This window comes from Saprospira grandis str. Lewin, assembly GCF_000250635.1.
Lineage (GTDB): Bacteria > Bacteroidota > Bacteroidia > Chitinophagales > Saprospiraceae > Saprospira > Saprospira grandis.
The window spans coordinates 3622712-3635453 of the sequence record NC_016940.1; the positions used below are offsets into that span (position 1 = coordinate 3622712).

Annotated in this window: 12 protein-coding genes; 9 read left to right on the forward strand and 3 right to left on the reverse strand. The window is 45.4% G+C overall.

Annotated features, from left to right (window positions below; all coding sequences use genetic code 11):
• The first annotated feature begins 15 nt into the window (after positions 1 to 15).
• The 3 genes from SGRA_RS16030 (at position 16) to SGRA_RS23855 (ending at position 1611) form a co-directional block, all read left to right on the forward strand.
• Complete coding sequence (locus SGRA_RS16030) at positions 16 to 447, forward strand: hypothetical protein (protein WP_015693835.1); 432 nt, start codon at positions 16 to 18, stop codon at positions 445 to 447.
• Between the two features lie 192 nt (positions 448 to 639).
• Positions 640 to 1080 (forward strand): hypothetical protein, encoded by a 441-nt coding sequence (locus SGRA_RS16035; RefSeq protein WP_015693836.1) that lies wholly within the window; start codon positions 640 to 642, stop codon positions 1078 to 1080.
• Between the two features lie 390 nt (positions 1081 to 1470).
• The gene (locus SGRA_RS23855) at positions 1471 to 1611 is read left to right on the forward strand and encodes a hypothetical protein (RefSeq protein ID WP_015693837.1); all 141 of its coding nucleotides are present in this window, start codon (positions 1471 to 1473) and stop codon (positions 1609 to 1611) included.
• Positions 1612 to 1783: 172 nt separating this feature from the next.
• Here SGRA_RS23855 and SGRA_RS16045 read toward each other — a convergent pair whose 3' ends face one another.
• Positions 1784 to 2605, reverse strand: a complete 822-nt coding sequence (locus SGRA_RS16045) for a mechanosensitive ion channel family protein (protein WP_041329737.1) — start codon at positions 2603 to 2605, stop codon at positions 1784 to 1786.
• Positions 2606 to 2851: 246 nt separating this feature from the next.
• Here SGRA_RS16045 and pruA point away from each other — a divergent pair, with 246 nt between their 5' ends.
• The 4 genes from pruA (at position 2852) to SGRA_RS16070 (ending at position 7704) form a co-directional block, all read left to right on the forward strand.
• Positions 2852 to 4480, forward strand: coding sequence for an L-glutamate gamma-semialdehyde dehydrogenase (pruA, locus tag SGRA_RS16055; protein ID WP_015693840.1), 1629 nt, complete (start codon positions 2852 to 2854; stop codon positions 4478 to 4480).
• 201 nt (positions 4481 to 4681) lie between these two features.
• Positions 4682 to 5212 (forward strand): dihydrofolate reductase family protein, encoded by a 531-nt coding sequence (locus SGRA_RS16060; protein ID WP_015693841.1) that lies wholly within the window; start codon positions 4682 to 4684, stop codon positions 5210 to 5212.
• 78 nt (positions 5213 to 5290) lie between these two features.
• Positions 5291 to 6715, forward strand: a complete 1425-nt coding sequence (locus SGRA_RS16065; protein ID WP_015693842.1) for a formylglycine-generating enzyme family protein — start codon at positions 5291 to 5293, stop codon at positions 6713 to 6715.
• 14 nt (positions 6716 to 6729) lie between these two features.
• Positions 6730 to 7704 carry a T9SS type A sorting domain-containing protein gene (locus SGRA_RS16070; protein WP_015693843.1) on the forward strand — a complete coding sequence of 325 codons (975 nt, stop codon included), beginning with the start codon at positions 6730 to 6732 and terminating at the stop codon, positions 7702 to 7704.
• Positions 7705 to 7957: 253 nt separating this feature from the next.
• On the opposite strand, the gene SGRA_RS16075 is transcribed toward SGRA_RS16070, so the two are convergent.
• A complete protein-coding gene (locus SGRA_RS16075) occupies positions 7958 to 9124 on the reverse strand; it encodes an acyl-CoA dehydrogenase family protein (RefSeq protein ID WP_015693844.1) in 1167 nt (388 codons plus the stop codon).
• Between the two features lie 132 nt (positions 9125 to 9256).
• Positions 9257 to 9823, reverse strand: a complete 567-nt coding sequence (locus tag SGRA_RS16080) for an RDD family protein (protein ID WP_015693845.1) — start codon at positions 9821 to 9823, stop codon at positions 9257 to 9259.
• 439 nt (positions 9824 to 10262) lie between these two features.
• On the opposite strand from SGRA_RS16080, the gene SGRA_RS16090 reads away from it, so the two are divergent.
• The gene (locus tag SGRA_RS16090; RefSeq protein WP_015693847.1) at positions 10263 to 11600 is read left to right on the forward strand and encodes a cryptochrome/photolyase family protein; all 1338 of its coding nucleotides are present in this window, start codon (positions 10263 to 10265) and stop codon (positions 11598 to 11600) included.
• Positions 11593 to 12285 carry an alpha/beta fold hydrolase gene (locus SGRA_RS16095; RefSeq protein ID WP_015693848.1) on the forward strand — a complete coding sequence of 231 codons (693 nt, stop codon included), beginning with the start codon at positions 11593 to 11595 and terminating at the stop codon, positions 12283 to 12285. Before SGRA_RS16090 ends, SGRA_RS16095 begins: the two co-directional genes overlap by 8 nt.
• The last annotated feature ends 457 nt before the right edge of the window (positions 12286 to 12742 follow it).

Sequence of the window (12742 nt, forward strand, 5' to 3'; positions counted from 1 at the left end):
GAAATTAAATTAAATATGAAAGATCTAGAACATCCATTATTAGCGCCCTTTGCTACTGATTTTAGCTTAGTGGAGGAGGCTAGAGGAAAGGGAATAATTGAATATTTCCACTTAGCTCAAATTAAAAATTATCAGGCTACCTCTTATCTAGGAAATATCGCTTGGGATACTTTTGAGACAGCCTACAACCTTGAATGGGATATACTAGATGTAGACGATATTACTGCTCGTTTGAAAAAATCGCTTTTGTCTGAACATGAGGAGGTATTTTTACAATTGAGATACGGTAAGCCTATCTTGAAAATATCCACAAGTTCATTTATAGCACATTGGGATGAGATATTATATCAGTCGCTAGAAGGATTTCCACTGGCTACAGCAGATGGAACACTGTTTTTAGAGTGGTTAAATAATCCTAAATCGATATACTCTAACTTCTTAATCTAATATGGGGCCTCCCGCCTTCGGCGGGCGGTTACTCCCTTTGGTCGTCGAACTGCGGCTTTCAGCCTTGTTGTGGCCAGTCGCTTCGCTCCTTCTAGCTGGGGGAATTTAGTACTTTAGCTTTTTCTTAGGAGGGAGGAGCTATAACAGGCTTAATATCATACTCTTGTCTTACAAGTACTCAAAAAAAAACCTATGCAAATTTTTTCAATTTGGTTAAAGTTGCTCTTAATGACTATATTGGTTTTTGCCTTTATTTTATTTGTGTCATTATTCATGAAGCCATCTTTTTCTCCAATTTATTCTTATTACTTAGGTGAGGAAGTATATGGAGTTGTGGTTTTAAAGGAGTTAGACAGTTTGCAACTAAGTTTTTCGATAGATAATGATCCATTTATTTATACAAAGAATGATTTAGGAGAGGATTGTCCACCACTTCAGCCAGGAGATGAAGTTTTAATGTACGTATCTACTGTGAATAAATCGCCTTATGTGCCAATATTGGGCGATTTTATTTATTTGAGAAGGTTTTGGATTAACGTTTTGGCAACTAGTTTTGCGCCAATGGTTTTATTTACAATATTTCTTTTTAGATCTCTGATATTAAATGCTTTAAATAAAGAAAAGGAGAACTAAAAGCCCTCTATATTTGACGAATTTTATGATTTTCTGGGGCCTCCCGCCTTCGGCGGGCGCTACGTTCGGCAGCTCGCTGCTCGCTCGGCCCTGCGCAGGCTTCGCCCGCTGGGTCTGGCCTTCGGCCACCCCTGCACATCGCTAGGCCTGCGGCCCTACGGGCCTGTAGGTTGAAACCTACAGCCAATTAACGAATGCATTTTTGTGTTCAATGGAGGGTTGAAACCCTCCAGAAATAAACATTTTTCAGTCCGTGCTTTATTCTTCAGCGGTTGGGCAGTTTTGGGCCCATGGGCTGAAGCCCATGGTTGCTGGGCTATGCAAACTGGCGGGCTAAAGCCCTTGTTTGCTGGAAAATGGAAAAAAATAGCTCCAAGAAAAAAATAACCCTTGTTCAAAGCGGTAGAGGATTTTAATCCTCTCCGCACTATAGATGTAGAATGGGGTTGTTGTATGGCTGCTGGTTTCAACCTGCAGCCACAGCTAGCAGGCGGCGAAGCCGCCGCAAAGGAGCGAAGCGACTTGGCCTAGGGGCCTGCAAGGGGGCCGCGCAGCGGCAGACCAAGGGCGAAGCCCGCAGGGCCGAGCAGACCTGCGAGCCCTGCAAGGGCCCGGCCGCCGCAGGCGGCAGGCCCCAAAAAAAAAGGTCCAAGACAGCAGTCTCGGACCAGATAGTTAGTGTAGTTAGGAAAGTTGTATGGCCTTAATCATTTTTGTGGATATGCACATCCATTTGAGGGTAAGGGATATTGAGGCCCTCTTCATTAAAGCGATTGTAGATCTTTTCATTCATATCAAAGGTTACGCCCCAGTAATCAGAAGATTTGACCCAAAGGCGAACCGTGAAATTGATCGAGCTATCGGCTAGTTCAGCTAGGGCGATAAAGGGGGGAGCGGGCTCTTGGAGGATGCGCTTATCTTGGGCGATAATATCGTTGAGGACGGCTCTAGTTTTTTGGGTGCTATCTCCATAGCCTACGCCTACGGTAAGGTCTACGCGGCGGTAAGGTTCTGTAGAGAAGTTGGTCATAGAGGCATTAGAGAGGCCGCCATTTGGGATGATAATTGTCTGGTTGTCAGGCGTTTTGAGGATCGTATTAAAGATTTGGATCTCTTTGACCACACCGGTAAAGCCTTGGGCTTGGATAACGTCTCCGACCTTAAAGGGTTTGATGATGAGGATAATTACCCCACCTGCAAAGTTTTGCAGGGTACCCGATAGGGCCATACCTACGGCAAGTCCAGCTGCACCGAGGATAGCGATAAAAGAGGTCATTTGGATGCCTAGTACATTAAAGATACTGAGGACCAAAAGCACCTTGAGGGTCATATTGGTGAGCGAGACGAGAAAAGGGCGTAGGGAGTCGTCGATTTTTTGTTTCTCTAGCATTTTGGCCAACATCTTGGTGGCCTTACCAATAATCCAGAAGCCTACAAAGGCGATTACTGCAGCTCCAAAAATCTTTGGGCTATAGGTAATTGCTAGTTCGGTAACTAGTTTGATAATTTCTTCAATATTCATCATGGAATTTAAAATTAAGAATAAAAGGGTTAGTAAATGGTGTAATTGGTTGCAAGATAAAATAATAAATTGGAGTAACTTTCCCAAAAGGCAAAATAGAGAGGGGCATCTTTGCCGTAGGTCACAGAAAAGCTTAAAAAAACTTTTAGACGGGCTTTTTTTGTAAGCCAGAGCTGATTCTCTATTTTAGCCGCATTGCTTACATGTTGAACAGAGCTTGCTTTGTTCTTATATAAAAACACAGCTAATATGGCCAATGCTTTTTTCAAGATTCCGACACCTAAGAATGAGCCGGTAAAAGCCTATCGCAAGGGCAGTCCGGAGCGGGCATCACTCAAAGCCGAACTGGCGAGATTGAAGGGGCAGGAATTAGAAATTCCTATGATTATAGGGGGAAAAGAGGTGCGCACCGGCAATTTGGTGAGCATTCATCCTCCGCATGAGCTTAAACATACATTGGGGCACTACCATAAGGGAGGGGCCAAAGAGGTAAATATGGCTATTGATGCGGCTTTGGCGGCAAGAAGTAGCTGGGAGAACACGCCCTGGCAAGAGCGGGCGGCGGTATTTCTTCGTGCGGCAGAATTGTTGGCGGGTCCTTATCGGGATCGGATGAATGCGGCTACGATGTTGGCGCAATCGAAGAATGTTTTTCAGGCAGAGATTGATGCAGCCTGCGAGATGGTAGACTTTTTCCGTTTTAATGCGGCTTATTTGGAGCAGGTATATAGCGACCAGCCCAATTCGGCTGCGGGGATTTGGAACCGTTTGGAGCATCGTCCTTTAGAGGGCTTTGTCTTTGCGGTCACGCCCTTTAACTTTACCTCTATTTGTGCCAACTTATGTGCAGCTCCTGCCCAGATGGGGAATGTAGTGGTTTGGAAACCTTCTGATACACAGATTTACTCGGCCAAAGTGATTATGGACCTCTTTATGGAGGCGGGACTTCCTGCTGGGGTGGTCAATATGGTCTTTGCCGATGGTCCTGTAGCGGGAGAGGTGTGCTTTAAGCATCCGGAGCTCTCTGGCTTACACTTTACGGGCAGCACCAAGACCTTTCAGTATATGTGGAAGACCATTGGGGAGAACATTCATAACTATCGTTCTTATCCTCGTATTGTTGGGGAGACCGGCGGAAAGGATTATGTTTTGGCCTATAAAGATGCCAAAGCCGATCAGGTGGCTACGGCCCTTTTGCGTGGTGCCTTTGAGTATCAGGGACAGAAGTGTTCGGCAGCATCGAGAGCGTATATTCCGCAGAGCTTGTGGCCTGCAGTAGAAGAGAAGCTAGTTGCTGATCTGAAGACTGTAAAAATGGGTACTGTAGAAGATTTCAGTAACTTTGTCAATGCTGTAATTGATGAGCGGGCCTATGATAAAATCACGGCTTATATTGAGCAAGCCAAAAAAGATGAGGGCGCAGAAATCATTGCTGGGGGCAATCATTCTAAGGAAGAAGGCTACTTTATTGAGCCTACCGTAATTGTGGTTAAAGATCCTCATTATGTGACCATGAAAGAAGAGCTTTTTGGTCCAGTAATGACTATCTTTGTCTATGAAGATGAGGAATTGGATGCCACTATTGAGGCCTTGGATACCGCTTCTCCTTATGCTTTGACTGGGGCTATCTTTGCTACAGATCGTTTGGTGATTAACGAATTAATTGAAAAGCTTCGCCACACAGCAGGTAATTTCTATGTAAATGACAAGCCCACAGGAGCCGTTGTTGGTCAGCAGCCCTTTGGCGGCGGTCGTGCATCGGGAACCAATGACAAGGCGGGTTCTTACCTCAACTTGTTGCGTTGGGTTTCTCCACGTACGATTAAAGAGACCTTTGTTTCTCCTACAGACTACCGTTATCCTTTCTTGGAAGAGTAGGCTAAAGGCTTAGCCAAATAAATTATGGCCCACTACAACGCTTTGTAGTGGGCCTTTTTTGTACGCAGACTGCTAAATTATAACTCTTGTTTTAGCTGATTTCATATATTAATAAGCTATACCTCAGTCTAAATTAAAATAGCTTCTGTATATTTGTTTCGCAAAATTTAACAGTAGCGAAAAAAAAGACAAATTAGCCTAATGAAAATCAAACTTTATATTGCTCAATCATTGGATGGTTATATTGCTGGCCCTAATGGGGAGTTAGACTGGTTGGAGGAGCTGCCTAACCCCAAGGGAGAAGATTTTGGCTATACGGACTTTTACGACAGCATTGACCTTTTATTGATGGGCCAAAACACCTATGCGGCTATTTGTTCGTTTGGGATAGACTGGCCTTATCAGGGGAAGCCAACCTTTGTATTTAGTCGGGCCGAGGAACTTTCTTCTGCTCAGCCAGACTGTCGACATTTAAATACCCTAGATGCTCCCACTATAGCTAGTTTGAAGCAGCTTAGTAAAAAGGGTATTTGGTTAGTGGGGGGCGGCGCCTTGATTCGAGAGTTTTTGCGTTTAGGCGCTATTGATGAAATGATCATTTCTATTATTCCTCGTTTGTTGGGGGAGGGGATTCCTTTATTTCCGGCTACTTATCCGGCTATGGACTGGCAGTTGGAGAAAACAGAAACTTTTGCCAATGGAATAGTCAACTTACACTACACTAAAGTGTAATTGATCACAGAAATATAGGCGCTATGGGGCCTATTTTTAATAAACAACTAATTTTTACTATTTAACTTAACTTTGAGTATGAAACAGCTTTTACCTCTGCTGCTTTTTTGCAGCCTGAGTTTTGGTTTATGGGCCAACAACCTACAGATTAGCAATGTGACCTTGACTAATGACTCCACTTTGACCTTCAGCATTAGCTGGGAGAATAGCTGGCGCTTGGATGGAACGCCTCCTTATAACCATGATGCCGTTTGGCTTTTTGTAAAGAAGCGAGACTGTGCTTCTAGTCAGTGGAGTCATGCCGATTTGAGTGCCACTGTAGGAGATCATAGTACTGGCAGTCCCTTAGAGGCCTATGTAGATGGCAAGGACAGCAGTTCGGTGGCCAAAGGAATTTTTGTTCGTCGCAAAACCGATGGCGTAGGCAACATTAGTAGTGTAAGTGTTTCTTTGCGCATGGTGGGCTTGGTTCCGGGGCAGTTTGATTTCCGTGTATTTGGTATTGAGATGGTCAATATTCCGGAGGGGGCCTTTTACCTAGGAGATGGGGGGAGTTCTGGTTCTTCTTTTAGAGAGGGAGCAGCGACAACACCTTATCAAGTGACATCTGAGGGGGCTATTGCTTATGGGAACACTGCGGGGAAGTTGTATGCTGCATCTAGAGCTTTAACTGCGACTATTGCGGCAGATTTTCCTAAAGGATTTGCAGAGGTATACTGCATGAAGTATGAGATTTCTCAGGGGCAGTATGTCGATTTTGTGAACTCTTTGCAGTCGGATCAAGGGAATACACGTCGAATTACAGGGACGGTAGCTAGCCGCAATAATATCACTGGTAACTGGCCCGTAATACAGGCGAATACCCCTCATAGAGCAATGGCTAATTTGGGTTGGGCAGATTTGTTGGCTTATTTGGATTGGGCGGCTTTGCGTCCCATGACTGAATTTGAGTATGAAAAAATTTGCCGTGGTCCTGTTACTCCTGTTGCTGGAGAATATGCTTGGGGAACGGCATTAGTTACCGATGCTAATACCTTAGTTACTGATGGAACGGCAACAGAAACAGCCTCTAATGCGGTAACTCCAGGGGCTGGCCTTTGTAATTATAATAATAACACGGTTCTAGGTCCTATGCGTTGTGGTTATGCCGCCAAGCCAGGTACTAGTCGTCAGCAGGCGGGAGCTACTTATTATGGCGTAATGGATATGTCGGGTAATGTTTGTGAGCAGGTAGTACACTCATATAGTGATGGAAAAGACTATAAGGGAGAGCCTGGTGATGGAGAAATTTCTACTACTCCTAATGCAGGACATGCCAATCAGGCCTCTTGGCCTCGTCCAGAGGCAGCTATATCTACAAGTTCGGCTCCTGGTCGAATGCTTCGCGGAGGTAGTTATTATATGACTCTTGTTTACTTGCGTGTTTCTGAGCGTTATTATGGAACTACTTATGCTGATGATGGTACTCGTGCAAATTATGTTGGAGGCCGTGGCGTCCGTTAAAAAACTTATTCCTTATGCGATATATTTATCTCTTTTTATGTTGCTTCCCTTTTGTGCTTTATGGGCAATTTGTTGGGGGCAGCGGTTCTGGGGTAGACAGTTCGGGAATAGGTGGATTTGCTTGTAGTAGTTTTACGAGTTCATCGGTAAATGGAGGTTCTGGGCATGCGCAGGCAATGCTGGCTGCGGCAATCAACTGTATTCAGTTTACAGGAGATAGTCTTTCTGGCCAATCCAATGCCTTTATGCCTGCTGCGGTCAACTGTTTACAATTTTCTGGTGAACGAGCTTCTGGAGCGCAGTATGCTTATTTGGACGATAGTTTATCTTGTCCTCAGTTTTTGGCCTCGGCCGCTGGGGGAAGTGGAACTTACAGTCGTTCTTATGCTGATGACCAAGGAGCTTGTGCGGTGATTACCTTACCTATTGAGGGATCTCCGCTTTATGCCGAGAAGGAGGGCCGAAAGGGCCGTTTGCATTGGCAAACCTTTGCCGAAATTGGTTGTGAGGGTTTTGAAATTCAGAAGAGCCGAGATGGCTTGAATTGGGAAGCTTTAGGCTGGGTAGCTGGACAAGGCTACAGCCAACAAACGACTTCCTATGAATTTTGGGACGAGCAATTGCAGCCCGGCATTCAATACTACCGCTACAAGCAAGAAGATTTTGATGGCAGCTTCTACTATTCTAACTTAGTCGCTATAGACTATCAGGAAGGTGCATTGAATCCGAATGTGTTTACGCTTTATCCCAATCCTAGTCGAACTGGATCTCAGATCAATATTGATGGCTGGCTGAATGAAGACTTAGCTATTGAATTGACTGCCGTAAATGTACTGGGCCAAAAAATCTGGTCCGAAAAGGTACCCTTTGCCCAAGGGCGATACACTTATAATTTACCCGCTGTTTTTGAGGCTGGAAATTATTGGTTGGTCCTTTCTGTCCCCGAAAAGGGTTTCCGAAAGGTGTTGCCCTTTGTGGTGATTCGATAATATGTAAAAGGCGCCCAATTGGGCGCCTTTTTTTGTACGTTGGTCCTTTTCTGCCTCTAGCAGGCCCGAAGGGCCGCAGGCTGAGGGGCTGGAGCAGGGCCGCCGCAGGCGGCAGACCAAAGCCCGCAGGGCTGCAGGGCCGAGCAGACTTGCGAGCTGCGCAATGGCCCGACCCGCCCAGAGGGCGGGGCAGCCCCCAAAAAAAGGGACCCCAAAACTGGCGTCCCTTATCTTAAGTTATTGGCTAATCGATCTATTTGTGATCAGGCAAATAGAGTTGGCCCTTTTCTACGAAACGGCCCAAAACGATGCGTTGCACCTCAGAGGTCCCTTCATAGATTTGTGTAATTTTAGCATCGCGCATGAGGCGTTCTACATGATATTCTTTAACGAAACCGTAGCCACCATGTACTTGAACGGCTTCAACAGAGATTTTCATAGCCGCTTCTGAGGCCGCGAGTTTGGCCATAGAGCTGGCCATATCGTAGTCCATGCCTTGGTCTTTGAGCCAAGCTGAGCGATAAACCAACATACGAGCCGCTTCTACCTGCATAGCCATATCGGCCAATTTGAAAGAAATACCTTGGTGTTTGATGATCGGCTTACCAAAAGCTTCTCTTTCTTTGGCATAAGCAGCAGCCAATTCATAAGAACCGGCGGCGATGCCGAGGGCTTGAGAAGCGATACCAATACGTCCACCAGAAAGCGTTTTCATGGCAAACTTAAAGCCGAAGCCATCCTCGCCCACACGGTTTTCTTTAGGTACTTTTACATCATTATACATGATGGTATGCGTATCAGAAGAGCGGATACCAAGCTTGTCTTCTTTGGCGCCAACAACAACGCCATCCCAAGAAGTTTCTACGATCAGGCAGTTGATTCCACGGTGACCCAATTCGGGATTGGTTTGGGCAATTACCAAATGGAGCTGAGAAGTACCGCCGTTGGTGATCCAGTTTTTGGTTCCGTTCAATACATAATGATCGCCCATATCTACAGCAGTAGTGCGCTGAGAAGTGGCATCAGAACCCGCTTCGGGCTCAGAAAGGCAAAAAGCGCCAATCCATTCGCCAGTAGCCAATTTGGGCAAATACTTTTGCTTTTGCTCCTCTGTGCCAAAGGTTTCTAATCCCCAGCATACCAAAGAGTTATTAACAGACATAGCCACTGAGCAAGAGTTGTCAATTTTAGAGAACTCTTCCATGGCAATGGCATAAGAGAGCGAATCCATTCCGCCTCCCCCGTATTTGGGGTCGACCATCATACCCAAAAAGCCCATTTCGCCCATCTTTTTCAAGATTTCTGTGGGGTGAGTCATATTGCTATCACGCTCAATAACACCGGGTAGACATTCTTGACGGGCAAAATCTCTAGCCGCCTCTCTTACAGCCAAATGCTGTTCGCTTAGTTCAAAATTCATATCTGTTGTTCAGTTTTATTTTTCGTTTCAAGACTTTTCTGTCCAATTTTCGCACAAATATAACTTCTACAGACAAGATGAACAAATAAAATTAGGACGGCTTGCCTTTCTTTGACTCATTCTAAATAAGCTTTATCGCATGACTTTGACATAAGTATGCAGCCAGCGGTCGTAGAACATTTGTTTGTCGGCTTCCTGGCTCCCATTTATCCAAAGGCCAAGGCTAAGGAGCAGCCAAAAGAAGAGAAAGGGCTGAAATTCATCAGAAATGTAGCTAATAAGAATATAAGGAAAAAAGAGCAGGCCCACTTTAAGGCTGTTGCGTTTTAGGCTAGTCCAAAAATCGAGCGGCTGGTTTTTTTCATCCACTACTCTTAATCCCAATAACCATTTGACGGGAGTGGCCCGCATGGCCGATTGCTCAAAAATGGTACAATAAGCCAAGGCCAAGGCTACTTTTAGGGGCAAGCCATTAATGACTTCCCGCCATAAATTAACAGGCGTACTCCTTACATAAGCCAGATGATCCCATTCTTCTTTGGCCAAATTTTCGGCTTGTAGGCGCCCCAACATGCCATAAAGGTAGTCGTTTTCTATGCTTCTCGCTAGCCAAAGCAGCAGAACAACAACCATAAAATCAATAATTAAGGCCAAGGTCCGCAGGGTGTAGCGTGCAGGATATAGTTGTGTTTTGCTCATAAATAATCAACTGTTTTGAGGCGGCAGTTATTCTTGCCTCTATGTTATAAAAAAGCGAGCAAGGACGATTAAATCCTTGGCTCGCTGACGTTATTGTCGGTTCCATATTATTTTTGCTTTTGCTTAAGCAATTATACATTCTAGGCTAACTAGCTTATAAACTTAATAAAAAAAAGGCAATTTTTGTTCTTTTTCTAAGATCTATTTTTTGGGGCCTGCCGCCTGCGGCGGCCGGGCCCTTTCAGGGCTCGCAGGTCTGCTCGGCCCTTCGCTTTTTTCGCTTTGCTCAAAAAGCTCGGTCTGCCGCTGCGCGGCCCCCTTGCAGGCCCCTAGGCCGTCGGCCGCTGCGCGCCCTCCTCTAAACGCAGAATTTTTTGGCTTAAACCCTTTCTCTTTTTTGCTGTTCAAAATCTGTTTAAAAAAATAACTTAGCTCTACTATGAAATATAGCATCTTTTGGCACCGCAGAGATCTTCGCCTAAATGATAATGCGGCTTTGTATCAAGCGCTCAAGGCGGGCGGCCCTGTTTTGTCTATCTTTATTTTCGACCAAAATATTCTAGAGGATTTAAACAATCGTCAAGATGCGCGAGTAGATTTTATTCATCAGGAGCTGCAGCGGCTGCAAAAGGAGCTGCGAGAACTTGGCAGCGATTTATTGGTCCTTTATGGCCGCCCTCAAGCGGTCTGGACCCAATTGCTGCAAGATTGGTCCATTGAGAAGGTTTATACCAACCGAGATTATGAACCCTACGCCAAAAAAAGAGATGCCGCCATCGCCGAACTTCTCCAAAAAGAAAATATTCCCTTGCTAACCAAAAAGGACCATGTCATTTTTGAAGAGCTAGAGGTAGAAAAGAAAACTTCTGGTCCTTATACCGTTTTTACCCCTTATAGCAAACAATGGAAGGCCAAGCTGGACAGCAAAAAAACAGCCGCAGGCGAATCCTTTTATCTGCAATCTTATCCCAATGAAAATTATCAGCAAAATTACGCCAGCCTCCCCGGCAATTTTGAGATCCCCAGCCTAGAAAGTATGGGCTTTGCGCCCAGCCAACTAAATTTCCCTAGCCGATTGCTCAAGCAAAAACGCATCAAAAAATATGAGGAAACCCGAAATTTTCCCGCTCTAGAAGAAGGGACTTCTCGTTTGGGCTTGCATTTCCGTTTTGGGACCATCTCGATCCGTGAAAAGGCCCGAAAAGCCCGAAAACTCAATGCTACTTACCTCAATGAATTGATCTGGCGAGATTTCTATGCGCAAATTTTAGCCAATTTTCCCAAAGTGGTCGGGCAGAGCTTCCGCCCCCAATACGACCAAATCGAATGGCGCAATAATGAGGAGGAGTTTGAGGCCTGGTGCCAAGGAAAAACTGGCTATCCCTTGGTCGATGCCGGAATGCGAGAGCTCAATGCTACAGGCTATATGCACAACCGAGTACGGATGCTGGTGGCCAGCTTTTTGTGCAAACATTTATTGATTGATTGGCGCTGGGGTGAAGCCTACTTTGCCGAAAAACTACTCGATTTTGATTTGGCCAGCAATAATGGCGGTTGGCAATGGGCCGCAGGCTCTGGCACCGATGCCGCCCCCTATTTCCGCATTTTTAGTCCCGAAAGCCAACTCAAAAAGTTTGATGCCGAGCTGAAATATGTCAAAAAATGGGTGAAAGAATATGGCAGCCGCCGCTATCCTCAGCCCATTGTAGAGCATAAATTTGCTCGGCAGCGTTGTTTGGCCACTTATAAATCTGCACTAAATCAAGATAATGCCTAAATCCTCTATATATCAACAGCCGCTTTATTGTTTGCCTGGCTTAGGAACCGATCATCGGATTTTTGAGCAGCTTTTGCCTTTGCTCCCCTTTGAAGATGTTCGCTTTTTAGATTATAAAGAAGAATATTGCCGTCCGGGTAAGGGCTGCGATGATTATCTGGCCCATTTGCTGCCTGAATTGCAAAGCGAATTAAAAGCGGGAGAGCAACCCAATTTTATGGGCCTTTCTTTAGGAGGATTATTAGCGACTCGCTTACAGCATCATTTTCCAGATAGCCAGTTGATTTTGGTCTCTACCATTAAAACTAATGATGAAGCGCCCTTTATTTTTTCTTTGGGCAAAATTTTACCGCTGTATTGGTTGGTTCCCGCCATTTTTAGTTGGGAGATGGTGCCCAGAATTAGTTATTGGGCGGGATTTATTTCTGATAAGAGCGGCTATGAGCTCTACAAAAAAATGTTGCGAACTTGGACCCCCAAAATGCTGCGCTGGGCCCGCGATGCCGCCGTTCATTGGTCCAATAGCAGCCCCGCTGGCCAAGTTTTGCATATTCATGGCAAAAAGGACCATGTTTTTCCCCCTAGTCGAGCCCAACCAACTTATTGGGTAGAAGATGCTACACATTATATGATTGTCTCTCATGCCAAAGAAGTAGCCCAACATATTAAGGCCCATTTTGGCTAAAGAAAAACAACCGCCACCTTTAAAGCTGGCGGCTCTTCTGTTCAACAACCAAAAGGCTAAAGAAAAATTAAGCCTTTAGGATGGATATATATACCTGTGGGTTGAAACCCACAGCAACAAAAGCGGCCATACTAAGTGCAATAAAAATGAGCCGACGGTTAAAACCATCGGCCCATAATGAGTTGTAATAAATAGCAAACAAGGGCTATAAGATGTTTATTTATGGAGGGTTTTAACCCTCCATGGAACATAAAATGCATTCGTTAATTGGCTGTAGGTTTCAACCTACAGCTATGGCCGAAGGCCAAACGGCCACAACAAGGCCTTCAGGCCGCAGTTCGACGACCAAAGGGAGTAACCGATGTGCAGCTATGGCCGAAGGCCAAACGGCCTAGCGATGTGCAGCAGTGGCCGAAGGCCAGACCCAGCGGGCGCAGCCCGCGCAGGGCCGAGCGAA

Bases quoted from the DNA above. Each gene is read 5' to 3' on its own strand.
- SGRA_RS16030 (WP_015693835.1), top strand. From the start codon at position 16: ATGAAAGATCTAGAACATCCATTATTAGCGCCCTTTGCTACTGATTTT.
- SGRA_RS16035 (WP_015693836.1), top strand. From the start codon at position 640: ATGCAAATTTTTTCAATTTGGTTAAAGTTGCTCTTAATGACTATATTG.
- SGRA_RS16045 (WP_041329737.1), bottom strand. From the start codon at position 2,605: ATGATGAATATTGAAGAAATTATCAAACTAGTTACCGAACTAGCAATT.
- pruA (WP_015693840.1), top strand. From the start codon at position 2,852: ATGGCCAATGCTTTTTTCAAGATTCCGACACCTAAGAATGAGCCGGTA.
- SGRA_RS16060 (WP_015693841.1), top strand. From the start codon at position 4,682: ATGAAAATCAAACTTTATATTGCTCAATCATTGGATGGTTATATTGCT.
- SGRA_RS16065 (WP_015693842.1), top strand. From the start codon at position 5,291: ATGAAACAGCTTTTACCTCTGCTGCTTTTTTGCAGCCTGAGTTTTGGT.
- SGRA_RS16070 (WP_015693843.1), top strand. From the start codon at position 6,730: ATGCGATATATTTATCTCTTTTTATGTTGCTTCCCTTTTGTGCTTTAT.
- SGRA_RS16075 (WP_015693844.1), bottom strand. From the start codon at position 9,124: ATGAATTTTGAACTAAGCGAACAGCATTTGGCTGTAAGAGAGGCGGCT.
- SGRA_RS16080 (WP_015693845.1), bottom strand. From the start codon at position 9,823: ATGAGCAAAACACAACTATATCCTGCACGCTACACCCTGCGGACCTTG.
- SGRA_RS16090 (WP_015693847.1), top strand. From the start codon at position 10,263: ATGAAATATAGCATCTTTTGGCACCGCAGAGATCTTCGCCTAAATGAT.
- SGRA_RS16095 (WP_015693848.1), top strand. From the start codon at position 11,593: ATGCCTAAATCCTCTATATATCAACAGCCGCTTTATTGTTTGCCTGGC.